This is a genomic window from Pseudomonas sp. IT-196MI5 (assembly GCF_949767415.1).
GTDB lineage: Bacteria > Pseudomonadota > Gammaproteobacteria > Pseudomonadales > Pseudomonadaceae > Aquipseudomonas.
In genome coordinates this window covers 287,636-312,969 of sequence record NZ_CATKPZ010000022.1, presented here as the reverse complement: position 1 = coordinate 312,969, position 25,334 = coordinate 287,636, and the positions used below count along the sequence as shown (strand labels likewise).

Annotated in this window: 18 protein-coding genes and 1 pseudogene; 10 read left to right on the top strand and 9 right to left on the bottom strand. The window is 59.7% G+C overall.

The features are described 5' to 3' along the window. Nucleotides 1–194 precede the first annotated feature (194 nt). The 3 genes from ACM6IK_RS15770 to ACM6IK_RS15760 are packed head-to-tail and all read right to left on the bottom strand — an operon-like array spanning nt 195 to nt 3,008. Complete coding sequence (locus ACM6IK_RS15770; RefSeq protein WP_414875060.1) at nt 195–944, bottom strand: enoyl-CoA hydratase-related protein; 750 nt, start codon at nt 942–944, stop codon at nt 195–197. A gap of 29 nt (nt 945–973) precedes the next feature. Beyond that, nucleotides 974–1,909 (bottom strand): iron-sulfur-binding ferredoxin reductase, encoded by a 936-nt coding sequence (locus ACM6IK_RS15765; protein ID WP_414875059.1) that lies wholly within the window; start codon nt 1,907–1,909, stop codon nt 974–976. Beyond that, nucleotides 1,902–3,008 carry a diguanylate cyclase domain-containing protein gene (locus ACM6IK_RS15760; protein ID WP_414875058.1) on the bottom strand — a complete coding sequence of 369 codons (1,107 nt, stop codon included), beginning with the start codon at nt 3,006–3,008 and terminating at the stop codon, nt 1,902–1,904. The genes ACM6IK_RS15765 and ACM6IK_RS15760 overlap by 8 nt, the downstream gene beginning before the upstream one ends. Before the next feature lie 432 nt (nt 3,009–3,440). On the opposite strand from ACM6IK_RS15760, the gene ACM6IK_RS15755 reads away from it, so the two are divergent. The 9 genes and pseudogenes from ACM6IK_RS15755 to ACM6IK_RS15715 all read left to right on the top strand — a co-directional run bounded on the left by ACM6IK_RS15755 (nt 3,441) and on the right by ACM6IK_RS15715 (nt 19,051). Continuing rightward, the gene (locus ACM6IK_RS15755) at nt 3,441–4,964 is read left to right on the top strand and encodes a fumarate hydratase (RefSeq protein ID WP_218427023.1); all 1,524 of its coding nucleotides are present in this window, start codon (nt 3,441–3,443) and stop codon (nt 4,962–4,964) included. A 206-nt stretch (nt 4,965–5,170) separates the two neighbouring features. Next, a complete protein-coding gene (locus ACM6IK_RS15750; RefSeq protein WP_414875057.1) occupies nt 5,171–9,805 on the top strand; it encodes a SpvB/TcaC N-terminal domain-containing protein in 4,635 nt (1,544 codons plus the stop codon). A gap of 96 nt (nt 9,806–9,901) precedes the next feature. Next, nucleotides 9,902–11,668, top strand: coding sequence for a sensor histidine kinase (locus tag ACM6IK_RS15745; RefSeq protein WP_414875056.1), 1,767 nt, complete (start codon nt 9,902–9,904; stop codon nt 11,666–11,668). Beyond that, a complete protein-coding gene (locus ACM6IK_RS15740) occupies nt 11,662–12,996 on the top strand; it encodes a sigma-54-dependent transcriptional regulator (protein ID WP_414875055.1) in 1,335 nt (444 codons plus the stop codon). The genes ACM6IK_RS15745 and ACM6IK_RS15740 overlap by 7 nt, the downstream gene beginning before the upstream one ends. A gap of 329 nt (nt 12,997–13,325) precedes the next feature. Further along, nucleotides 13,326–14,645 (top strand): MFS transporter, encoded by a 1,320-nt coding sequence (locus tag ACM6IK_RS15735; RefSeq protein WP_414875054.1) that lies wholly within the window; start codon nt 13,326–13,328, stop codon nt 14,643–14,645. Nucleotides 14,646–14,767: 122 nt separating this feature from the next. Next, complete coding sequence (locus tag ACM6IK_RS15730) at nt 14,768–17,569, top strand: RHS repeat domain-containing protein (protein WP_414875053.1); 2,802 nt, start codon at nt 14,768–14,770, stop codon at nt 17,567–17,569. A 60-nt stretch (nt 17,570–17,629) separates the two neighbouring features. Continuing rightward, nucleotides 17,630–17,761, top strand: a pseudogene (locus ACM6IK_RS15725) (hypothetical protein); the annotation flags it as partial. Nucleotides 17,762–17,985: 224 nt separating this feature from the next. Continuing rightward, complete coding sequence (locus ACM6IK_RS15720; protein WP_414875052.1) at nt 17,986–18,177, top strand: hypothetical protein; 192 nt, start codon at nt 17,986–17,988, stop codon at nt 18,175–18,177. Nucleotides 18,178–18,427: 250 nt separating this feature from the next. Then, a complete protein-coding gene (locus ACM6IK_RS15715; RefSeq protein WP_414875051.1) occupies nt 18,428–19,051 on the top strand; it encodes a flavin reductase family protein in 624 nt (207 codons plus the stop codon). Nucleotides 19,052–19,054: 3 nt separating this feature from the next. Here the strand turns inward: ACM6IK_RS15715 and ACM6IK_RS15710 are convergent, their stop codons facing one another. Both ACM6IK_RS15710 and ACM6IK_RS15705 read right to left on the bottom strand, forming a co-directional pair. Beyond that, on the bottom strand, nt 19,055–19,285 hold the full coding sequence (locus ACM6IK_RS15710) for a hypothetical protein (protein ID WP_108215055.1): 231 nt from the start codon (nt 19,283–19,285) through the stop codon (nt 19,055–19,057). Between the two features lie 41 nt (nt 19,286–19,326). After that, nucleotides 19,327–19,680 (bottom strand): putative quinol monooxygenase, encoded by a 354-nt coding sequence (locus tag ACM6IK_RS15705; protein ID WP_414875050.1) that lies wholly within the window; start codon nt 19,678–19,680, stop codon nt 19,327–19,329. 430 nt (nt 19,681–20,110) lie between these two features. On the opposite strand from ACM6IK_RS15705, the gene ACM6IK_RS15700 reads away from it, so the two are divergent. Further along, nucleotides 20,111–21,040, top strand: a complete 930-nt coding sequence (locus ACM6IK_RS15700; protein ID WP_414875049.1) for an AraC family transcriptional regulator — start codon at nt 20,111–20,113, stop codon at nt 21,038–21,040. 132 nt (nt 21,041–21,172) lie between these two features. Here the strand turns inward: ACM6IK_RS15700 and ACM6IK_RS15695 are convergent, their stop codons facing one another. From ACM6IK_RS15695 to ACM6IK_RS15680, 4 genes are all read right to left on the bottom strand, one after another. After that, nucleotides 21,173–22,228 (bottom strand): ABC transporter ATP-binding protein, encoded by a 1,056-nt coding sequence (locus ACM6IK_RS15695; protein WP_414875048.1) that lies wholly within the window; start codon nt 22,226–22,228, stop codon nt 21,173–21,175. 18 nt (nt 22,229–22,246) lie between these two features. Beyond that, on the bottom strand, nt 22,247–23,095 hold the full coding sequence (locus tag ACM6IK_RS15690) for an ABC transporter permease (protein WP_414875047.1): 849 nt from the start codon (nt 23,093–23,095) through the stop codon (nt 22,247–22,249). Continuing rightward, complete coding sequence (locus ACM6IK_RS15685; RefSeq protein WP_414875046.1) at nt 23,092–24,000, bottom strand: ABC transporter permease; 909 nt, start codon at nt 23,998–24,000, stop codon at nt 23,092–23,094. Before ACM6IK_RS15685 ends, ACM6IK_RS15690 begins: the two co-directional genes overlap by 4 nt. 195 nt (nt 24,001–24,195) lie before the next feature. After that, nucleotides 24,196–25,299, bottom strand: a complete 1,104-nt coding sequence (locus ACM6IK_RS15680; protein WP_414875045.1) for an extracellular solute-binding protein — start codon at nt 25,297–25,299, stop codon at nt 24,196–24,198. Nucleotides 25,300–25,334 lie beyond the last annotated feature (35 nt).

The window sequence follows — 25,334 nt, the reverse complement described above, 5'->3', positions numbered from 1 at the left end:
AAAAACAAAAGCCCCGCCATGTGAATGGCGGGGCTTTTTGTTTTCTGATCCGAAAGTTGTGTTGTCCAGTCCGGCCCCATCGCGAGCAAGCTCGCTCCCACAGGGTTTTGTATTGTTCACAAATCACATGATCGCCTCCGGAACCTGTGGGAGCGAGCTTGCTCGCGATGAGGCCGGCCCAGTCAGCGAAAGACTCAATGCCGCTTGATAAACCCCGTCAACGCCGCCAAAGCCTCCGGCGAACGCAACCGCTGGGTAAACAAAGCACCCTCTTCCTCTATCACTTTGCGGATCAACTCCCGATCCGGCGCCTTCATCAACTGCTTGCTGATGCGCACCGCTTCCGGCGGCAGCGACTCGAAGCGCAAGGCCATCTCCCGCGCCCTGGCCAAGACTTCTTCGCCACTGCCCAAGGCTTCGGACGCAATGCCCCACGCGGCCGCCTGTTCACCATTGAAACCCTCACCGAGCAGCAACAACTCCGCCGCCCTGGCCTGCCCGAGCAAGCGCGGCAGGATCAGGCTGGAGCCAAACTCCGGGCACAGACCAAGGTTGACGAACGGCATACGCAAGCGTGCATCACGGCTGACGTAGACCAGGTCACAATGCAGCAACATCGTCGTGCCAATACCCACCGCCGCGCCAGCCACGGCGGCGACCACCGGTTTGCGGCATTCGAGCAGATTGAGCATGAACCGGAATACCGGGCTGTCGAGGCCGTTCGGTGGTTGCTGGATGAAGTCGGCGATGTCGTTGCCGGCGGTAAAACATTCGGCAGAGCCGGTGATCAGCACGGCGTTGATCCCGGGGTCGCTGTCGGCCAGTTTCAACGCCTCGGCCAAGTGGCTGTACATGGCGCGGGTCAGGGCGTTTTTCTTGTCCGGGCGATTCAGGCGCAGGGTCAACAGGCCGCGTTCGCGTTCAACTTCGATGGCATCGGTCATGGCAGGTCTCGCGTCTGAAAAGTCAGCGCTCAACCACGGGGCAGGAATACATCGGCCAGCAGTTGATTGCGCGGCAATCCCGCCAGATACAGGCGCCGGGCAAAGGCATCGACACTGTCGGGGGCTCCGCAGAGTAAGGCCAGGGTTTGCCGCGAAACAAGCCGCAGTTGCGCCAAAGCCGCCGGCAACTCGGCCGGGGTCCACAGTTCGACACTCAGGTTCGGACGACTGGCGGCCATGGCTTGCAGCGGTTTGGTCAGGTAGTGCTCATCGGCATCATGGGCCAGGTGGATGACGCGGATGGCACCTTGGTGATCTTGCCGCAGCGCTTCGCGCAAGACGCCAAACAATGGCCCCAACCCGGTGCCGGCCGCCATCAACCACAATGGCCGGGCGTGCCAGTCCGGATCGTAATGCAAGGCACCGCCGCGCAGCTCACCGAGGCGGATCGGATCGCCGATGCGCAATTGCCTGGCGGCATCGCTGAACTCCCCGGGCTTGCGACAATCGAGATGGAACTCCAGAAAGCGGTCTTCTTGCGGCAGGCTGGCGAGGGAATACGGCCGCGCCACACTGCCCGCCCACAACACCAGGTGCTGGCCGGCGTCATAGCGCAACGGTCGCTGGGGGATTACGCGTAGACGCAGGACCGTGGCGCTCAACCAATCGACGGCAGCCACTTCGGCCGGTCGGCCATCGGTTTGCGGGTCGAAGGCGTGCACCTGCAAGTCCTCGACCACCTGGCACTGGCACGCCAGGCGCCAGCCCTGTTCACGCTGCTGTGCACTCAAGGCATCCGGGCGGCTGTCGCTCGGCAAGCCCTGCACACACTGCACCAGGCACGCATGACAACTGCCGGCCCGGCAACTGTAGGGCACCGGCACGCCGTTCTGGTTCAGCGCGTCGAGCAGATTGCTGCCCGTCGCCACCGACCAGCGAAGTTCACCGACCCGCAGCTCAGGCATCGACGTTCTCCCACGCCGCCGCGCATCGGTTGCGGCCGTCACGTTTGGCGCGATAGAGCGCCTGATCGGCCTGTTGCAAGGCGTCATCGAGATCGTCGCCCAACTCCAGCAGAGTCATGCCGGCGGACAGGCTGAGGTTGCGCACATTCAGACCGATCAACTCGACATCGGTGAACGCGATGCGCAGCCGTTCGCAGCACGAAGTCAAACTGTCGGCATCGCAATCGGGCAGCAGCACCACGAACTCTTCACCGCCGTAGCGGGCCAGAACGTCACCTTCGCGCAGGCACGCGGTGGCAACGCCGGCAAAGGCTTGCAACACCTGATCGCCGGCGGCATGACCGTGCAGGTCGTTGATACGCTTGAAATGGTCGAGGTCGATCAGTGCCAGGCCGTGCACCACACCGGCGTCCATGGCATTCAACTCGCGGGAAGCCAGACTCAGGAAATGCCGGCGATTGAACAGGCCTGTGAGCTCGTCGGTGGCCACCAGGTCTTCGAGCTGGCGCATCATCCCGCGCAAGGTGTCCTGGTGCGCCTGCAACGCAAATCGTCGCTGGCGCATGCGTTGTCGCGAGGCCTGCACATAGCGGGCATACAGCACCAGCCACACCAACACGATGAACAGCACACAGACCTGCAACACCGCCATGGCCGGGTCGGGCAGCTGGAAGTGGTAGCCCTCCCACAGCGTGATCGCACTGAAACTGAAGAACACCAGCAGCGCGCAGCGTACTAAAGACCGGCGCGACAGATGGAACAGGCCGAACAGCAGGATCAGCACGTAAAACACCAGAAACGCACCCCGGGCTTCATCCAGATGGGCGATCAGCCAGGTTTGCCAGCCCAGCCCCAGCAACACTTGCGCCTCGGTCAGGCTGGGGTCGGCGAAACGCAGGTTGTAGCCGCTGTAAAACACCGCGAACAGGGTGGCCTGACTGATCACCACCAGCGCGCTGCCGATGACGACACTGGAAAGCGGCGCGTCGTAGTGACCGGTAAAAAACGCCAGCCACAGCAACAGCAATGCCAGGGCATAGGTGCCGGCCGCGAGGGCGAAACGTTTGAGCAACAGGCGCTGGATGGCGTTATGGGTCAATCGTAGATTCACCGAATGAAAGGAGACTGACAGAGCGTCCTACTCTACAGACCGCATGTCACTTTAGTGGCGTGGCCGATAAATGACCATTCAATTTTCGGGATGGCCGATAACGGCTGCAACGCCCTGCTCTTGTAGGAGCTGGCTTGCCAGCGAAGGCGTTCTCGCAGGCGATACGGGTGGCGACTGATCCACCGCTTTCGCTGCGATGCGGCGACCCGACAAGCCAGCTCCAGGGCTTTTTGCGAATCCATGCGACCAACGATTGACTGCCGGCGCGTGTGCCTGCCTTTGATGCGCGTTATACTGCCGCGCCTTTTTAGCGTCGCGCCAGATTGCCCGGCGTGCCTTGAAAGGTGCTTGCAACCGACCGATGCACCCAAGCTGCAAGCACCTTATTGAATGTTCCCGTCTTTTAGAGGAGCGCGACTCATGACCGTGATCAAGCAAGACGACCTGATTCAGAGCGTTGCCGACGCCCTGCAGTTCATTTCCTATTACCACCCCGTGGATTTCATCCAGGCGATGCACGAGGCCTACCTGCGCGAAGAATCGCCAGCGGCCCGCGACTCGATGGCACAGATCCTGATCAACTCGCGCATGTGCGCCACCGGCCACCGCCCGATCTGCCAGGACACCGGTATCGTCACCGTTTTTGTCCGCGTGGGCATGGACGTGCGCTGGGATGGCGCCACCATGGGCCTGGACGACATGATCAACGAGGGCGTACGTCGCGCCTACAACCTGCCGGAAAACGTCCTGCGTGCCTCGATCCTCGCCGACCCGGCTGGCGCTCGCAAGAACACCAAGGACAACACCCCGGCCGTGATCCACTACTCCATCGTTCCGGGTAACACCGTGGAAGTAGACGTGGCGGCCAAGGGCGGCGGTTCCGAGAACAAGTCGAAAATGGCCATGCTCAACCCGTCCGACTCGATCGTCGACTGGGTGCTGAAAACCGTTCCGGAAATGGGCGCCGGCTGGTGCCCACCAGGCATGCTCGGCATCGGCATCGGCGGCACCGCCGAGAAAGCCGCGGTCATGGCCAAGGAAGTGTTGATGGAATCCATCGACATCCACGAGCTGAAAGCGCGTGGCCCACAGAACCGCATCGAAGAAATGCGTCTGGAGCTGTTCGAGAAGGTCAACCAGCTGGGCATCGGTGCCCAGGGCCTCGGTGGCCTGACCACCGTGCTCGACGTGAAGATCATGGACTACCCGACCCACGCCGCGTCCCTGCCGGTGTGCATGATCCCGAACTGCGCCGCCACCCGTCACGCGCACTTCGTGCTCGACGGTACAGGTCCAGCCTCGCTGGAAGCGCCACCGCTGGACGCCTACCCGGAAATCGTCTGGGAAGCCGGCCCGTCGGCCCGCCGCGTCAACCTCGACACCCTGACCCCGGAAGAAGTGCAGAGCTGGAAGCCGGGCGAAACCGTCCTGCTCAACGGCAAGATGCTCACCGGTCGCGACGCTGCGCACAAGCGCATGGTCGAGATGCTGAACAAGGGCGAAACCCTGCCGGTGGACCTCAAGGGTCGTTTCATCTACTACGTCGGCCCGGTCGATCCGGTCGGTGACGAAGTGGTCGGCCCGGCAGGTCCTACCACTGCAACGCGGATGGACAAGTTCACCCGTCAGATCCTCGAGCAGACCGGTTTGCTGGGCATGATCGGCAAATCCGAGCGTGGCCCGACCGCAATCGAAGCGATCAAGGACCACAAGGCCGTTTATCTGATGGCGGTGGGCGGCGCGGCTTACCTGGTGGCGCAAGCGATCAAGAAGTCCCGCGTTGTCGCTTTCGCCGAACTGGGCATGGAAGCGATCTACGAGTTCGACGTCAAGGACATGCCTGTGACCGTTGCGGTCGACAGCAAGGGCGAGTCGGTGCACATCACAGGTCCCGCCATCTGGCAGAAAAAGATCAGTGAAAGCCTGGCGGTGGAAGTGCAGTAAGCACTGACATCGCACAGTAAGAACCGGTCTGTCGGCAACGCAGACCGGTTTTTTTACGCATGAAAAAAGTAATCAAAGACCGAAACAAGCGCACCGTTTGTTCTAAAAATACCGGGTTGACCTGTCAGATCTGACAGGTTACAGCCGCCAGCCTCGCTGATAGCTTGAACGCACTCGATGCATTCTCTGTCACGGCGGACACTTCCATGGCGACTGAACAGCAGGGCACCCTCGACATCAACGCCCCCGCCCTCCCCAAAGGCGGCGGCGCCATCCAGAGCATCGGCAAGGGCTGGGGAGCGGTGGGTACCAGTGGTGCCGCGTCGCTGGAGTTGCCGCTGCCGATCAGCAAGGCGCCCAACCGCGATCTGGTCCCGGCCCTGGGCCTGGGTTACAGCAGCGATGTCGGCAACAGTCCATTCGGCATTGGCTGGCGGCTGACCACCAACGCGATCACCCTGCGTACCACCAAGGGCGTGCCGAAGTACGACGGCAATGATCAGGTGGTCGGCCCCGGCGGTGACGTGTGGATGCCCGAGAAGAGTGACGACGGCAAACCGATCTCCAAAGCGGTATCCGAGTACAACGGCGTTCAGATCGGCACGCACCATGTCGTGCGCTACTGGCCCCGGGTCGAAGGCGCTTTCGATTTGATCGAGCGCTGGACCAAAGAGGACGATGTCGACAATCCGGCGAGCTTCTGGCTGATCCACGGCGCCGATGGCAGCCTGCATTGCTACGGAAAAACCGAAGCATCACGCCGGGCCGATCCACAAGACAAAACCCATGTTGGTGTCTGGCTGATCGATGAAAGCCTGAACCTGCGCGGTGAACATGTGGTGTACCTGTACCAGGCGGAAGTCGAGGAGCCGGCCGCTCCGCAGTTCCGCGACTACCGCAGCCAGCGTTACCTGCGTCGGGTTCTGTACGGTAATGCCCAGGCCAACGCCAATCTTTATGCATGGAAAGCCGATGGCTGGAAAGACGCGATCTGGCATTTCCATTTGCTGTTTGACTACGGCGAGCGCAGTGCCGACCTGACACAGGTGCCGGTTTACGACCTCCCCGGCATAGAACGCGGCGAGTGGGGGGCACCGCGCAAGGACCCCTTCTGGAACTACGCCTACGGGTTTGAATTGGGTTCCCGACGCCTGTGCCGTCAGGTCCTGATGTTCCATCAGTTCGCCGAAGAACTGGGCAGCGACCTGGTGCTGGTCCAGCGCCTGCTGTTGGAACACCGCCAGAGTCCGCTGGGCTACAACCATCTGACTGCTGCCCACATCCAGGCCTATGACAATCAGGGACAGATGGAAAGTCGCCCGCCCATGGAGTTTTTCTACAACCCGTTTGAACTCGACCCCCAGCGCGAAGGGTACCGCGAGTTCCCGCAGATGCCCGGTCTCAATGACGGCCAGCGTTATCAATTGGTGGACTTGTATGGCGAGGGCATGCCCGGGGTGCTGTTCAGCAGTGACAAGGCCTGGTACTACCGTGAACCGCTGCGTGCCGACGCGGGCGGCAATGACGTGAGTTATGGCGACTGGGCGCTATTGCCCGGTATTCCCGTGGCCGACAGCAGCAAACCGATTCGCCAGTCCCTCAGCGACCTGACCGGCGACGGCAAGCTCGACTGGGTGATCGCCCGTCCTGGCCTGTCCGGTTTTTTCACCCTCAATCCCGACCGAACCTGGTCGAACTTCGTGGCCTATGCAGCGTTTCCCACGGAGTTTTTTCATCCCATGGCGCAGTTGGCGGATCTGGTGGGTGACGGTCTGACCGATCTGGCCTTGATCGGCCCTCGTAGCGTGCGGCTGTACTCCAGCCGTCGTGAAGTCGGGTTCAGCCATGGGGACAACGTGCCTCATGACGACGACTCGCTGCCGCTGTTGAGCAATGCCCAGACCGAACTGGTGGCCTTCAGCGACCCACTGGGCAGCGGCACGCAGCACTTGATCCGCATTCGCCACAACGAAGTCAAATGCTGGCCGAATCTGGGTCACGGAAAGTTCGGTAAAGGCTTCGTGCTCTGCGACCTGCCCTTCGACTATGCCGAGTTCGACGCGTCGCGAGTGCGCCTGGCGGACCTGGACGGCTCGGGCGCGGTCGACCTGATCTACCTGGAGTCCGACGGTTTCCGGGTGTTCATGAACCATGGCGGGGAAGGCTTCGATGAGACCTCGGTGAACATGCCGTGGCCGCAAGGCGTACGTTACAACCGCCTCTGCCAGGTCAGCATCGCCGACCTGCAGGGGCTGGGATGTTCCAGCCTGATCCTGACCGTGCCACATATGGAACCCCGGCACTGGCGCTACGATTTTGTCAGCGCCAAGCCGTATCTGGTGAATGCCAGCCACAACAACATGGGGGCCGTGACGGGTGTGAATTACCGCAGCTCGGCCCAGGAATGGCTGGACGAAAAAGCCGAGCTTATTGCAGCAGGCAAAGCCCCGGTGTCTCATCTGCCGTTTGCCATGCACCTGGTGAGCCAGCAGACCCAGCTCGATGAAATCACCGGCAATCGACTGACCCAGGGCTTCGGCTATCGCCAGGGGTTTTACGACAGTTTCGAACGTGAGTTCCGGGGTTTCGGCCTGCTGTTGCAAACCGATACCGAGGCTTCGGCGGCGGAGCGTTCCAACTCGGGTTTCACCGCGCCGATTCTGAGTAAAACCTGGTTCCATACCGGCCGCGCCATCGACATGCGCGACGACGGTTACTACGACGGTGACACGAACGCAGAGCCGCTGCGCACGACGCTGCTGCACGAGTATCACCTCAGCGACGCAGCGGGACGGGTGATCAGCCCTGATGAAGACCTTGCCCGTGAGATGGCCCGCACCCTCAGCGGCTCAGTGTTGCGTTCGGAGGTGTTTGCCGCCGACGACGATCCCGAAACGGCCGTGCCCTATACCGTGCAGGAGAACCGCTTTCTCATTCGCCAATTGCGCCCCAAAGGCAGGAATCACCCCTATGCCGTGTTGCAGTCACTGGCACTGGAAAGCATTGCCTACCAATACGAACCGCAGGTGGCGGACGACCCATTGGTGCAGCACACCCTCAATCTGGCGTGGGACAAGTTCGGCAGCCTGACCCACGGTTTTGTCGTGCACTACGCCCGGCGCAAAACAGACAAGGACAGCCCACCCTTCCACGTCGATCAGCCCGGCGATGAGAGTGATGAAGACTATGAAAACAAATGGTGGCTGGACGCCCACGACGAAGCACAGCAATGTTGGTATCTGACCGAGGCCAAAGCCGAGTATCGGCATTTGGAAGCCCCTGACGGCTGGCGTCTGGGCCTGCCCTATCGTCAGCGCGCCAATGCGCTGGTCCTGGAAAAGGATGAACTCGAACCTGTCGACATCAACCACGAAAACTTTCTGGAATGGGCCGATGACGAAGGAACCTGGGCAGCCAAAGCGGTGCTGACCGGTTTGTCGCTGCAACGCTATCAGGATCCGGCCACAGGCGGATTACTGGAGCCGGATAACCTGATCTTCACCGCCCTGCCCGACTATCAGGAAACCGCCGAACTGGACGCCACCGCCCTGAGCGCCTATGACAAGCTCAAGGACGAAAATGGTGACATGCCGTTCAACCTCAAGGAGAAACTCGAATCGCCGCAAGTCGGTTACCACATCATGGATCTGTTCTTGCCGCTGGCGCCTGCGGGTGACCCCGAAGACCCGACCGATGCCAAGAACTACCTATGGTCCGTGCGAAAAAGCTTCCCCACTTACCACGGCCGGGCAGGGTTCTATAACGTCGAAAAGTTCCAGCAGACCAAGAGCCATGGCATCACCACCGTCGCGTATGACGAGCACTGGTGCCTGAGCACCGCCGTCACCCTGCCGGATGGTTGCACCACAAGCATCCTCGATATCGACTACCGATCGTTCCTGCCCGCGGGCATCATCGACCCCAATCAAAACACCCAGGAAGCCCGCTACAACGCGTTCGGCGAAGTGCTGGTGACCAGTTTCCATGGCACGGAACTGGGCGTCGAGGTCGGTTTCGACCCGCTCAGCGGTTACCAGCCACCGGAAGATCGCTCGCCCGCAGGCGCTATCGCCGACAAACACAACGCCATCGGCAACTACGCGACGGCGACCTTCTCTGCGCCCTTCAGCTGGATGGGAAAAGTCCCCCCGGCAGCGCCCGCGCCCTGGCTGGCCTGGGCCCGCGCCGAAGGTTTTGTATTGCCCGACGGCCACCTTTGCAGCCGGGCTCGCGTGCATCTCGAAGGCTTGGAGAATCCTTCGGCGAACGAGCGTCAACTTCAGCAATACCTTGACGACGCTCATCGCGAACCGGTGCATGTCGTCACCCTGCAGGCCGACCGCTACCCCGGTGACCCGGAGCTGCAAATCCGCGCGGCCATCGCCTGCTGGGATGGCTTCGGCCGTTCCCTGCAAACCAAGCAGGAGGTCGAACCTGGCCTGGCCTGGGTAGTGAACGACCAAGGCGAACTGGAACCCGACGAAAACGGCCGGCCCAGGGAAGAACAGGCGACCCGACGCTGGCGGGTCAGCGAACGGGTCGAGTACAACAACAAAGGCGAAACCGTGCGGATCTATCGTCCCTACTTCGCCAGCGCCTATCGCTACATCAACGACGCCTCGATCCGCGAATCGGGTTACCACGACCAGCAGTTCTACGACGCCGCCGGCCGGCCGACACACACCGTGCTGGCGAAGAAAATGTTGCAGGGCAATCCGCCGGAACAAAAACCGTTGCGCCGGGAACAACGCTATCGCATCTGGTACACCATTGCGTTCGATGAGAACGACTTGTTTGATCCGCCACCCGTGCAGCAGCGCAAGAACACGCTGGTGATTTGAGCCAAAGGGGAAACATTGGCGCAGGCGTTTCGGTGAGTGTGGATCACCGTTCACATGCTATGGTGCTTTCCCCCATTTTCGCCTGTTGTTCATTGCATGCTGCCGACATCCCGAACCCTACGCCTGGCGCTTTACACCTTATTGATCATCGCCGGCGCCGCCATCGCCGCGACCCTGGCCATGCGCCACGCCGTGCGCCAGTCAATGGTCGAAGACGCGGCCCGTGCCAATCAGCAATTGGCGCTGTACGCCACGTCCCTGCATACCCTGATCGAACGTTACCGCGCCCTGCCCGCCGTGCTGGCGCTGGACCCGGAACTGCGCTCGGCGCTCAAGGGGGCGGTGAGCCCAGAGCAGCAGGATGCGTTGAACCGCAAACTGGAAAAGATCAATGGCGCCGCCGAATCCTCGACCCTGGAATTGCTCGACCGCAGCGGCCTCGCCATCGCGGCGAGCAACTGGCGTTTGCCCAGTAGTTATGTCGGTCACAACTACGGTTTCCGCCCTTATTTCAACCAGACCCGCACCCAAGGCACCGGGCGCTTTTATGCCGTGGGCGTGACCAGCGGGATTCCCGGCTACTTCCTCTCCAGCGCAGTCAGCGATGATGGCGGCCAGTTCCTCGGCGCCATGGTGGTGAAACTGGAGTTTCCCGAACTGGAGCGCGAGTGGCGTCAGGGCAGCGACACGCTGCTGGTCAGCGACGCACGCGGGATCATCTTCATCGCCAACCAGCCGGGCTGGCGCTATCGCCTGCTCAAGCCGCTGAGCGACAGCGATCATGCCGAGCTCAAGACCACCCGCCAATACGATAAGCAGCCGCTGACGCCACTCGAATTTCAATCGTTGCGGCGCTTCGACGACAACAGTGACCTGGCTCGGGTCGACGGCCCGGACGGCAAGGCGGATTACCTGTGGGAATCCCTGCCGCTGAGCACCGAGGGCTGGACCCTGCACCTGCTGCGTCGCCCGCAGGTCGCCTTCGAAGACAGCCGCAACGCCGCGCTTGCCGCGGCCGGCTTGTGGCTGACCCTGGTGTTCCTGTTGCTGTTTCTCAACCAACGCTGGCGCCTGGCGAAAATGCGCCAGCGCAGTCGCGAAGAACTCGAACGACTGGTAGAAGAACGCACCCGCGACCTGCGCACCGCCCAGGAAGGCCTGGTGCAATCGGCCAAACTCGCGGCACTGGGGCAGATGTCCGCCGCCCTGGCCCACGAAATCAACCAGCCGCTCACCGCCCAACGCATGCAGTTGGCAACCTTGCGCCTGCTGCTTGACCATGGCCGCGTCGACGACGCCTACAAGGCGCTCAAACCGGTGGATGAAATGCTCACGCGCATGGCCGCCCTCACCGGCCATCTGAAAACCTTCGCCCGCAAAAGCCCCAGCGGTTTGCGCGAACGCCTGGACCTGGCGGCGGTGGTGGATCAGTCGCTGCAACTGCTCGACACCCGGCTGCGCGACGAACAAGTCAGCACCGTGCTGCATTTGACCCGCCCGGCCTGGGTGCGTGGCGATGCGATTCGCCTGGAACAGGTGCTGATCAATCTGCTGCGCAACGCCCTCGATGCGATGCAGGACAAACCCTGCAAACGCCTGGAAATCCGCCTCGAAGCCGACGAGCAATTGTGGCGCCTGAGCGTGATCGACAACGGTGGCGGCATCGCCGAAGAGAACCTGTCCAAGGTCTTCGATCCGTTCTTCACCACCAAACCGGTGGGCGAAGGCCTGGGGATCGGTTTGGCCGTATCGTTTGCCATCGTTCACGAATCCGGCGGTCGCCTGAGTGCCGGCAATCATGACAAAGGTGCCGTGTTTACCCTGACCTTGCCCATCGACCTGGAGGTGCATGCAGCATGCTGAACTCAGTGATCGTGGTCGACGACGAAAGCAGCATCCGCAGTGCCGTCGAGCAATGGTTGAGCCTGTCGGGTTTCGAGGTGCAGCTGTTCAGCCGCGCCGATGAATGCCTGGCGCAATTGCCCAGGCATTTTGCCGGGGTGATTCTCAGCGATGTGCGCATGCCCGGCATGAGCGGCCTGGAACTGCTGGCCGAAGTACAACGCCGGGATGCCGATTTGCCGGTGATCCTCCTGACCGGACACGGCGATGTACCGATGGCCGTCGAGGCCATGCGCGACGGTGCCTACGATTTCCTCGAAAAGCCCTTCAGCCCGGAAACCCTGCTCGGCAGCCTGCGCCGCGCCCTCGACAAGCGTCGGCTGGTGCTGGAAAACCGCGCGCTGCACGAACAGGCGGACAACCGCGCCAAGCTGGATGCCACGTTGCTCGGCGTGTCCCGTGGCCTGCAAAACCTGCGTCGGCAGGTTCTCGATCTGGCGGCGCTGCCGGTCAACGTATTGATCCGCGGTGAAACCGGCAGCGGCAAGGAACTGGTCGCCCGTTGCCTGCACGACTTCGGACCGCGGGCCGACAAGCCCTTTGTCGCACTCAACTGCGCGGCCATCCCCGAGCAATTGTTCGAGGCCGAGCTGTTCGGTCACGAGAGCGGCGCGTTCACCGGGGCGTCCGGCAAGCGCATTGGCAAACTGGAGTACGCCGACGGCGGCACGCTGTTTCTCGATGAAATCGAAAGCATGCCCTTGGCCCAACAAGTGAAATTGCTGCGGGTGTTGCAAGAGCAAAAGCTTGAACGACTGGGTTCGAACCAGAGCATCCGCGTGGATCTGCGCATCATCGCCGCGACCAAACCGGACCTGCTCGACGAAGCGCGGGCCGGACGTTTTCGCGAAGACCTGGCCTATCGTTTGAACGTCGCAGAACTACGCCTGCCGCCCTTGCGCGAACGCCGTGAAGACATTCCGCTGCTGTTCGAATCGTTTGCCCAAAACGCCGCCGAACGGCTGGGACGTAAATTTCCACCGTTGAGCGGCGCACAGTTGAGTCACCTGCTGAGCCACGACTGGCCGGGCAATGTGCGCGAACTGGCGAACGTCGCCGAGCGTCAGGTATTGGGCTTGGGTGAGCCGGAGCCCTTGGGCATCGAGCCCGGCCAGTCACTGGCAGCGCAGCAGGAAGCGTTCGAAGCGCAATGCCTGCGTGCCGCGCTGACCCGACACAAGGGCGATGTGAAAGCGGTGCTCGAAGAACTGCAGCTGCCGCGCCGGACCTTCAATGAAAAGATGCAGCGACATGGGTTGAGCCGGGAGATGTTTTTGCCCGAGGCCTGATTTTTGTGGTGTTTGCTCTGGCCCCATCGTCGGAACGCCGCCCGGAGCAAGCTCGCTCCCACATTTGGTTTTGTGTAAACCGATCCCTTGTGGGAGCGAGCTTGCTCCGGGCGGCGTTCCGACGATGAGGCCGGCAAAGGCAATACAAACACACCTCCCGACAAGCAATTTTCCGCTCACCACCAAACTTTTATAAGCGGATTTCCGCTCACCGAAACACCACCACCCCTCTAAACCACCCCTCTCCCCCTTGGCACAGCTCCTGCTATAGCCCCTGCAGGCTGCGTTTATTCGCGCTCCACAAAAACAATTAAATGAAGGATCCTTCAATGGATAACTCCAACTCCCTGCCGCTTGGGTCGGCTGCCGCGCCGGCCAAGGAAAGAACCACCGCCAGTCGCATCAAATCGATTTTCAGCGGTTCCGTCGGCAACATGGTCGAGTGGTACGACTGGTACGTCTACGCCGCCTTCTCCCTGTACTTCGCCAAAACCTTCTTCCCCAAAGGCGACACCACCGCCCAACTACTCAACACCGCCGCGATCTTCGCCGTGGGCTTCCTCATGCGTCCGATCGGTGGCTGGCTGATGGGGCTGTATGCCGACAAGGTCGGGCGCAAAAAGGCCCTGATGGCCTCGGTGTACCTGATGTGCTTCGGCTCGCTGCTGATCGCCCTGAGCCCGAGCTATGAAATCATCGGCATCGGCGCGCCGATCCTGCTGGTGTTCGCACGCTTGCTGCAAGGCCTGTCGGTGGGTGGCGAATACGGCACCTCCGCCACCTACCTTAGCGAGATGGCAACCAAGGAACGTCGCGGCTTCTACTCCAGCTTCCAGTACGTGACCCTGATCTCCGGCCAGCTCATCGCTTTGGCAGTGCTGATTGTCCTGCAGAACTTCCTGACGACCGAAGAGCTGTACGCCTGGGGCTGGCGCATCCCGTTCGCCATCGGCGCGCTGTGTGCCGTGGTTGCGCTCTATCTGCGTCGTGGCATGGAAGAAACCGAGTCCTTCACCAGGAAAGAAAAAGCCAAGGAAAGCGCGATGCGCACCTTGATGCGTCACCCCAAGGAACTGATGACCGTGATCGGCCTGACCATGGGCGGCACCCTGGCGTTCTACACCTACACCACCTACATGCAGAAATACCTGGTGAACACCGTCGGCATGAGCATCTCCGACTCCACCACCATTTCCGCCGCCACGCTGTTCCTGTTCATGTGCCTGCAACCGGTCATCGGCGGGCTTTCGGATAAAATCGGTCGCCGGCCGATCCTGATTGCCTTCGGCATCCTGGGCACCCTGTTCACCGTGCCGATCCTCACCACCCTGCACACCATCCAGACCTGGTGGGGCGCGTTCTTCCTGATCATGGCGGCACTGATCATCGTCAGTGGCTACACCTCGATCAATGCCGTGGTGAAAGCCGAACTGTTCCCGACCGAAATCCGCGCCCTGGGCGTGGGCCTGCCGTACGCACTGACCGTTTCGATCTTCGGTGGCACCGCCGAATACATCGCGCTGTGGTTCAAGAGCATCGGCATGGAGACGGGTTACTACTGGTACGTGACCGCGTGTATTGCCGTGTCGTTGCTGGTGTACGTCACCATGAAAGACACCCGCAAGCATTCGCGGATCGTTACTGACTGACGCTCGAAAACTGCGATGACAACGAGGGGCGGCTTATGGCCTGCCCCTTCTCTCACCCCCGAACCATCGACCTGTAACTTCTGACAGTAGCCGACACATGCCGCTCATGATATTGATCTGGTATGAACAGTAATCGTGTGGACAGTGCTACCCCTACCATAACGGTAACGAGCTCACGTGGTCTCCATATCCGCCATGTGGCCTACTGCCGCTCGCAACCTGACAAAGCACCTGATACGCGAACCACTCGTCATATCTACGATCCGCTCGGGCGCAAGACTGCCAGCTGGGATCCGCGCCTACTGATGAGCCACCTTTGCCCCAATGTAGTCGAGACGTTCAGCTTGTCCGGCCAAGTACTACTGGCCCATAGCGTTGACGCTGGTTGGCGAGCTGGCTTGATCAATGAAGCAGGCCATCCGGTGTCGATCTGGGATAGCCGCGGCAGCCAGCGCCATGTTGAATACGATATGCTTCAACGTCCGGTAGCGATCACTGAACAGTTAATTGCTGCCCCCGCCAAAGTTGTCGAACGATTGACCTACGGCGATGCAAACGAAGAATTCGCGGTGCATAATCAGTGTAGTCAGTTGATTCGGCACGACGATCCGGTCGGCACGTTGCACTTTTTCGATTATGGTTTGAGTGCTTTATTGCTAACAGAAACTCGACAGTTTCTCGACAGTCTGGATTTGCCGGATTGGCCTCTCGAACATGAGTTGAGAAGCAAGTTGCTGGAAAACCAGTGTTTTAAGACAAGTCAGCTGTATTGCCCCACCGATGAGATCCGCAGAAAAACCGATGCCATGGGTAACTCAAGGCTGTTCGGTTACACCGTGGCCGGAGAACTCGTGACGGCCTCTCTGCAAATGGCAGGTGCAGGGCGACAACCCCGTGTGTTGATAAGCAACATTTGCCGCAATGCCTTCGGCCAGGTCCAGAGTGAAAACGCCGGTAATGGCGTAAGAAACACCGCTGAGTATGCCGCTGAAGACGGGCGTCTAACGTCGCTATTGACACGACTTCCCGGCGGAAAAATCTTTCAGCATTTGCATTACGCTTACGACCCGGTAGGCAACGTAATTAGTGTTGAAAAAAAACATCAGCCTGTGCGTTATTTCAAAAACCAGCGCATCGAAACAATCAGCTACTACTGCTACGACAGCCTCTATCAACTTATCGAGGCCAAAGGCCGGGAAACCGCTATCCCCAGCAACGGACCCGAATTACCGACTCTGCAACCCACGCCCCTTGATCCATTAAACTTGCGCAACTACACCCAGTCTTTCCAGTACGATGCCGCAGGTAATCTTCAAACCCGCAGCCACAGCAGCGGACCTACGTACAGACTGTACACCTCAAAAACCAGCAACCGCAGCATGGGTCAGCGTGCAGATGGCTCTTTGCCGGACGAAAGCGATATCGCTATGGGTTTCGATCCCAATGGTAACCAGCAGGCACTGGTACGCGGCCAATTAATGCACTGGGATGTTCGTAATCAATTGAGCCTCGTCACAATGGTGAAACGTGACGATGGGCCTGATGACGAAGAGTGCTACCGGTATGACCATTCCGGCCATCGTTTGCGCAAAGTGCGCTTGACTCATTGCGCAAAACTTATACTAAAATCCGACGCTCGCTACTTGCCAGGGTTAGAAATCCATCGCGACGCGGTTGGCAACAAAGAGCATCATGTGATTTCCGTTACGGCAGGCCGCAGTAACGTTCGGGTATTGCATTGGGTAACGACTCCACCAGATGGGATCAATAGTGATACCGTGCGGTACTGCATGTGTGATCATTTGGACTCCTGCTCCCTGGAACTGGACGAGACGGCTTCGTTACTCACTCAGGAAGAGTACTACCCCTTTGGTGGCACGGCATGCCAAGCCGGCAGGAGCGCGATCGAGGCAGAGTACAAGACCATTCGCTATTCAGGAAAAGAGCGCGATGCTACCGGGCTCTATTACTATGGTTATCGTTATTACGCACCATGGTTGCAGCGATGGATTTCTCCGGACCCGGCTGCTGATGTTGATGGATTAAATCTTTTTAAGTTCGTTCATAACGGCCCGATTTCGGCTGTTGATCATAAAGGCCTAAAATGGATCTCCCACACTGCCGGAGGAATAACTTTCGATATTTTTGAGAGTGAAAATATTACACATGCGCAACAAATAAGAATAAAAACCAACCTTTTAAATCTTCTACCAGGAACATCGGAAGATTTCGCCAAGCACCTTCAAGCTGGAAAACTAAATGTTCCCGACTCCCTTTATACGCCAGTAGAAAAAGGCAAATACACAATACTCGAAACAAAATTCGAAATACCTGAGAGTTGTATTCAATCCACTGAATTCTTGCTTTCCTACATGGCGGGAGACATAAGTGACTTTGACTATCCTGGGGAAGTCTCAGGTCATGCAAAAACGCGAAAAATCCAGACTAAAGTAGTTTTTTCAGACAATATAAGCTTGAACATTTCATCTGATGAAATGCTGGAAGAAAAACTCACTTCAACCAACTATAAAAGTTACTTCGAGAAAGAATCCGAATCAATCGCCACTGTCGGCGAGGGCATTATGTTTACTCAGACCCTCGACAAAAAATCTGTCGACCGCGCAGGATATTTATTCCACTTTATGCCAGTGACTGGAATTATCTTGAGAAACAATTTCACCGGAGCCGGAATGTTAACCACCAACTTGGTGGAGCCGATTAGAAATAATGGCGAAGAGCTTCGAAGAGCTAGTAACAGGCAAGTAAAATTTGCAAGCAATATATTTAAATTAAGACCATCGAATTTTACCAAAAAAGAATATATCTCGGGCATGGTAAGACCAATCCGGGCCCACAGCAATGAAGGAAAAAAACGAAGTGCGACCGGGTCTGCCTCCACCATTGAAACCAAAAGACGTCGCTAACTGATCGACAGCGAAGTTGGCTGATTGGGACTCGTTGCAGTAAACCCGTCGTGAAATCGCGCGCTGTGGTTCAAGAACATCGGCATGGAGACGGGTTACTACTGGTACGTGAGCGCGTGTATTGCCGTGTCGTTGCTGGTGTACGTCACCATGAAAGACACCCGCAAGCATTCGCGGATTGTCGCGGACTGATCGCCAACCGACGCTCACTGCAACGGTGAGCGCCAAAGCCCTTCGCGAACGAACTCGCGAAGGGCACCATTCGTCTCCCCCTCCACCAGGATAATCATCGGTTAATGCACCGGCAGCAGCCTGTTGCTGAGTGCATCCATATCGACAGGACGCACGTATATCCGTTACAGGCCTCGAAAGAGTGCCTGAACGTACCCATCGCGAACGTACCTGGAGTACCTGTCATGAAAATCCGATTGATCCTTGCCCTGACCCTTTCCGTGCTGGCTGCCAATACCTTTGCAGCGGATGGCTACGACAAAACCGGCTCGGCCTCCTTCGGTTCCGATGCCAGCGCCGCCATCGAACGCAGCCACTCGGGCGCCTATGCCTCGGACGGTTTTGATAAAACCGGTAGCGCTGAGGCTATCGGCTGATCGTGGAGGGAAACTCACAGCCCGGCTTCGGCCGGGCTTATTCGTTTTTTGGGGGGCCACAAAGTCTGATAATCACATAAAACCTGTGGGAGCGAGCTTGCCCGCGATTGCGGACTGACATTCAACATAAATGTCGACTGAAAGTCAGTCATCGCGAGCAAGCTCGCTCCCACAGGGTTCTTCATCTGACTGGAAATCTGTGGCGCGTGCTTGCACCATGAGCGTCTCCCGCAAGTTCTGGAACTCACCCATGCCCGACGACATCCACTTCTACGAACCCGCCAACGGCCACGGCCTGCCCCACGATCCGTTCAATGCCATCGTCGGCCCGCGCCCCATCGGCTGGATCTCTTCACAGAATGCCGAGGGCCACTTGAACCTGGCGCCCTACAGCTTCTTCAACGCCTTCAACTACATTCCGCCGATCATCGGGTTTTCCAGCATCGGGCGCAAAGACAGCCTGAACAACATCGAGCAAACCGGCGAGTTCGCCTGGAACCTGGCCACCCGGCCGCTGGCCGAGCAGATGAACCAGAGCTGCGCCATGGTCGGGCCCGAGGTCAACGAGTTCGAACTGGCCGGGCTGACGACCGTTGCCTCGAAGGTCATTCAGGTGCCACGGGTGGCCCAGAGCCCGGTGTCCTTCGAGTGCAAGGTCACGCAGATCATTCAGTTGCAACGGGCGGACGGTAATGTGGTGCCCAGCTGGCTGATCCTCGGCGAAGTGGTCGCCGTGCATATCGCCAAATGGCTGTTGAAAGACGGGATATACGACACCGCCGCGGCAGAACCGATTCTGCGCGGCGGCGGGCCAGCGGATTATTTCCAGCTGGGGCCCGAGGCGTTGTTCAAGATGTACCGCCCGGGGCGGTGAGAATCACCAGAGCAGGTCGGTGTTTTCCTTGACGTCCTTGAGGTGGGTCAGTTCCTTGGCGGCCGCATCATCGGCCTCGTGAGCGGTCTTGAAGATCTGGCCTTCCAGGACTTTGTGAAAACGCGGGGCGCCAGCACCACCTAGCGCTTTGACGGCGATCGCGGCGTGGTAACCACCCTCGCCCGGTACTACAGCGGAAACAGCTTCGAAGTGATCAAAGGCTTTACGTGCCATGTCGCGAATCCTGGCTGGTTGAGAATGCCATCATTAAACCCTCAACCGGCCAGTTTGTGTACCGCCACTGCGGAGCGATCGAGGGCCTGCGCCGTCGAGACATCCTTGAAGGTGTGGAAATCCAGGCTGTTGACCACCAGCTCCTGTACCAGCTCGGCAAAAATCTCCATCGCCGGCGTGCTGAAGTACGCAGTCATGGCCTGCTGATTGCTCCAGAAACCGGAGACCAGCCAAAGCTGCGGATCGCACTGCGAATGCTGCAAGGCAAAGCTCAGGCAGCCAGGCGCTGCGCGGGATGGTTCGATCAGGGCGCTGAGGCGTACTCCGAGTTCCGACGAACGCCCGACGCGCGCTCGAACGAAGGCCATATGACTGACAGGGATTTGCGTAGACATGGTTCAACCCTCCCGGGGAGTCGCGTGGCAGCCCAGGGGACGGGCTGCGACAGGATCAAAGGTTAAGGGCCGCGATGCCTGTCTCGTTAGTCGATTCCTGCTGGCGCGTTGCACAATCCTGCGAAACTGCATCGCCAACCTGTAACAAGCTGTAAAACCCTGTCACGGTTGTGCCATACGAGCTTTGTGTAGGCGCTGCCGAAGGCTGTGATCTTTTGACTTTCACTTTCAAAATCAAAAGATCGCAGCCTTCGGCAGCTCCTACGGGATTATCGGCGTTAGCTAAAGCGCGCCTGTGCGTTGGCCGTGTTTGGGAACGAAACCAACCCCGAGCAGAATCAGGCAAGCATCGGGCAGGATGTGTCTACCGCTGCGGCTTGCACAAACTTATGCTCTGCCCATTACTCATGCCTTGCCGAGGATGCCTTGCATGTCGTCGCTCGATCACTTTGAAGCCCCGCTGAACCCCGACATGGAGCACCAGCGCGCGGAACTGGCGGCGATCATTCGCCGCAACACTGCCGAAGATGGCAGTTATGCGACTGCCATCGGCTCGCTGTTCATGTCCCGCCACAGCCAGTCCCACGAGTTCGCCCCGGTGCTCGCGCAACCGGCGCTGTGCATCATGGCCCAGGGGCGCAAGCAAGTTCAGTTGGCCAACGAGTACTTCAACTACGACCCGCTGAACTACCTGGTGGTCTCGGTCTCGATGCCGCTCAGTGGACGGGTGGTGGATGTCTCGCCGGAGGAACCGATCCTGGCCTTGCGCCTGGACATCGACCCGACGGAAATCACCGCGCTGATCGCCGACGCCGGCCCCCTCGGCGTGCCCACCCGGCCGACCGGGCGCGGGCTGTATGTCGAAAAACTCGACAGCGCGATGCTCGACGCGGTGCTGCGCCTGGCGCGGTTGCTGGACACGCCGAAAGACATCGCCATGCTGGCGCCGCTGATTCGTCGAGAAATACTCTACCGATTGTTGCGCAGCAAGCAGGGGCATCGGCTGTATGAAATCGCCATCGCCAACAGTCAGAGCCATCGCATCAGCCAGGCGATCAAATGGCTCAACGGCAACTTTGAACAGCCGTTGCGCATCGACGATCTGGCCAAGGAAGTGAACCTGAGCGTGTCGACGCTGCATCACCGCTTCAAGGCGATGACGGCGATGAGTCCGTTGCAGTACCAGAAGCAGTTGCGCCTGCAGGAAGCACGGCGGTTGATGCTGGCCGAAGGGCTGGAAGCTTCGGCGGCGGGGTATCGGGTGGGGTATGAAAGCCCGTCGCAGTTCAGCCGTGAGTACAGCCGGTTGTTCGGGGCGCCGCCGTTGCGGGATCTGGCGCGGTTGCGCTTATCGGTTTGATCCAGAATTTGTGTTGGTTGTGCCGGCCTCATCGCGAGCAGGCTCACTCCTACAATGGGCCGGTGTACACAACCCCCATGTAGGAGCGAGCCTGCTCGCGATAGGGCCAGTTCAGGCAATATAAATCCTGGATCAGGCCCCCAGTACCCGACAAGCCTCCACCGGCAAGGTCACCGACACCGGATGCCCAACGCTCAGGCCAAAGCCCTGACACGGCGTGCTCAGCGCGGTAAACGACACCCCGGAACACTCCACCGTGGTCTCGATGGTCGCGCCGATATCGCGCACGAAGGTCACCTTGCCCAGCAAGCGGTTGCCCGCGGTTGCCTGGGGTGCGGACAGTTGCAAGTCTTCCGGGCGAATCAGCATCTTCACCTTTTCACCGGCCACAATGCTGCTGCAGATTGGCACTTGCAGCGCATCGCCACCCGGCAAGCTGACCTTGCCGTTACCCAGCACCGTGGCCGGGAAGATATTGCCCGAGCCGATGAAGTCCGCGACGAACTCGTTGGCCGGGTGCCGATAGATCTCGATCGGCGTGCCCACTTGCTGCACCTTGTGCTCACCCAGTACGACCACGATATCGGCCATGGTCATGGCCTCGCGCTGGTCATGGGTGACCATGATGGTGGTGATGTTCAGGCGTTGTTGCAGTTGACGGATTTCCACCTGCATCGACTCGCGCAGCTTGGCGTCCAGCGCCGACAGCGGCTCGTCGAGCAGGAGGATTTTCGGGTGCGAGGCAATCGCCCGGGCAATCGCCACGCGCTGGCGTTGCCCGCCGGACAGCTTGGCCACCGGACGATTGATCATCGCTTGCAGCTGGATCAGTTCCAGCAACTCCACCACCCGCGCCTGCTGGTCAGCCTTGCTGACCCCACGCAGTTTCAGCGGATAGGCGATGTTCTCCCCGACCGTCATGTGCGGGAACAACGCCAGGGACTGGAACACCATGCCGAAATTGCGCAGGTGCGCCGGGGTGTTGCCGATGTCTTCGCCGTCCAGGCGGATTTCGCCGCCGGTCAGGGTTTCAAGGCCGGCAATCATGCGCAGCAAGGTGGTTTTGCCGCAGCCCGAAGGGCCGAGGAAACACACCAGTTTGCCCTCGGGCAAATGCAGGTTCACATCCGCTACCGCGCAGGCCGAGCCGTAATGTTTCTCGACGTTTTCCAGAATCAGACCAGACATGTGAATCACCTCAAGAAATCAGAACGAAACGCCACCTTCACCAACCAGTTTTTCGAGCGCCCAGATCAGGACGAAGTCGATCAACACGATCAGCACGGCAAACGAAAATACGGTTGGGTCGAGCGAAGACACGGTGCGGCTGTACATCCAGATCGGCACGGTCATCACGTCGATGGTGTAGAGGAAATAGGTCACGGTGAATTCGTTGAACGAGACGATGAACGCCAGCAGCATGCCCGCCAGGATCCCCGACTTCATCAACGGCACCACCACATCGACAATCGCCCGCAGCGGTGAAGCGCCGAGCATTTGCGCGGCCTCTTCGACTTCGCTGCCGATGGAGAGCATCGCTGCCGTGCAGTTCTTCACCACGAACGGCAACGCGAGGATCACGTGGGCAATCACTAGGCGCGAGGTGGTCATCTGGAACGGCAGGCTGTCGAACACCAGCAGCAATGCCAGCCCCAATACCACCATCGGGAACACCAGTGGCAACGACATCAGTTGCAGCGCCACGGCCTTGCCGCGGAATTCGCAACGGGTCAGCGCGTAGGCCGCTGGCACCGCAATGATCGTGGCGAAAATCATGGTCAGGCACGCCACCATCAGGCTGGTGCTCATGGCTTTGCCCAGGCTCAGCACGTCGCTTGAGTCCGGTGACACAAAGGTGTGCCAGGCGGCCTTGTACCATTGCAGGCTGTAGCTGCTCGGCGGGAAGTCGAGGTTCGACGCGCCGCTGAACGACATCACGATCATGGTCAGGATCGGCAACACCGCCAGCAGCAGGATGAAGCCCGAAAGGATGCCGGCAAACTTGCCGGTATCACCCGGCAACAGCGACTGGCGCTTCTTGGTCAGGGTACTCATTGCGAAGCCTCCAGCATGCGGCGACGACGGCCAGTGATGTATTCGGACAGGGTCATGATCGCCAGAGTGGTGACGATCAGCACCACACCGGCAGCGGATGCGGCGGGCCAGTTCATCAGCGGGGCGATCTGGTCATGCACCATCACCGCCAGCATCGGCACACGCCGGCCACCGAGCAGCAACGGCACCACGAAACTGCTGGCGTTGTAGGCGAACACCAGGGTCGCACCGGTAATGATCCCCGGCAGACTCATCGGCAATACCACCTGACGGAACACCTGGAAGCGACTGGCGCCCAGGGTCGCGGCAGCTTCTTCATAACTGCGAGCGACGCCGCGCATGGCGCTGGCAATCGGCAACACGGCCAGCGGGAAGGCGGTTTGCACCAGGCCCATCAACACGCCGTTCTGGTTGTACAACAGCATGATCGGGCGCTTGATCAGGCCCAGGCCCATCAGGGTCTGGTTGAGCATGCCACCGGGACCGAGGATCACCAGCCAGCCGTAGCTTTGCAGCAGCAGGTTGACCAGCAAGGGCAGCAACACTGCCGCCAGGAAGATCCGGCGCACGAACGGCGAGGTCAGGCGCGACATGGTGTAGGCCACCGGGATCGCCAGGATCACGGCGATCACCGCGCTGATCAGCGCCAGGCGCAGGGTCAGCATCAGCGACTTGAGGTAATAGGGTTCCAGCAACTGGGCGTAGCTGGCCAGGCTGAACCCGGACCATTCCGCGCCTTTGGTACCCACGCTCATGCGCAGTACCAAGAGGCTGGCGGCAATCAGTACGCCAAGAAACAGCATCGACGGCGAGAGGAAAAGCCAGGCGCGCGTCGTTGGCGAAACACCCCGACTCGGGCGCGACTCAGCGGCGCTGACCGAATGGGTCAAAGGTTGGTGTTCCATAGCAAAGGGTCTCGTCAATGGAAAGCAGCTGACAGACACAAGACTCAAGGTCACTTTGCCCCCCTGTGGGAGCGAGCTTGCTCGCGATGACTGCTTGTCTGTCGCCAATGACGTCGACTGACACTCCGCTATCGCGAGCAAGCTCGCTCCCACAGGGGATCTTCAGTGTTTGAAGATCCTGTGTACGTCACTCGATCAGGAAGAAAAGATTTCCGTGTAACGACGAATCCATTGGTCATGCACAGTCGCCAGGAAGGCGTTGTCGTGCATGATCGCCTTCTCGGCAATCTGCTCCGGCGTGAGGATGTACGGGCTCTTGCGTGCTTCGGCGGAGATGATCGCCTTGGCGTTGACCGGGCCGTTGTAGATGTCTTCAGCCATCTTGCCCTGCACCAGCGGGTCCAGAGAGTGGTTGATGAAGGCGTAGGCCATGTCGGTATCGCCAGGACGATTCTTCGGCATCACTGACAGCATCAGGTCGGTGTAGAAACCTTCCTTCATGCCAAATGTGGCACCCAGGCCGTAGTTCGGATCGCGGATCTGCTTCGGGAAGAACGCGGGGGCGTACAGACCGCCCATGTCCAGGGAACCGGTGCGGAACAGCTCAGCGATCTGGTTCGGGTTTTCACCCAGGGTCACCACACGATCCTTCAGCTCGGCGAGTTTCTTGAAGCCAGGTTCAATGTTGTGTTCGTCACCACCGGCCAGTTTGGCGGCGATGATGATCAGGTCCATGGCCTCGGTCCAGTTCGGCGGCGGCAGGAAGATGTTCGGTGCCAGTTCGGCGTCCCACAGGGAGGCGTAGCTGTCCGGCGCTTGTTTCTGGGTGCGGGTGCTGTAGACCAGGCTGTTGCACCACAGCAGGTAACCGATACCGTGGCCATTGGCGCCGGTGCGGTATTTCTCCGGTACATCGACGAGGTTGGGAATGCGGTTGAGGTCGGGTTTTTCCAGCAGGTTGGCGGCGGCCAGACCTTCGGCGCCGACACCTGCCAGGGTGATGACGTCGTATTGCGGACGATCACCACCGGCCTTGAGCTTGGCGACCATTTCCGAGGTACTGCCGGTGCGGTCAGCGATGACCTTGCAGCCGTACTTGTCTTCGAAGGTCGCGGCGATGTTGCGCAGCGCAGCCAGGCCAGTGTCATCGGACCAGGTCAGCAAACGCAGGGTCTTGCCGGCAAAACGTGTGTCGCTGGCATTGGCCTTGATGAACGGCATGCTCATGGCTGCCGCTGCAACCGAGGCTACGCCCACGGTCTTGATGAATTGACGTCTGTTCAGATCATGCTCGCCCATTACGGACTCCCTTTGTTTTTGTAGGTATAAGGCAG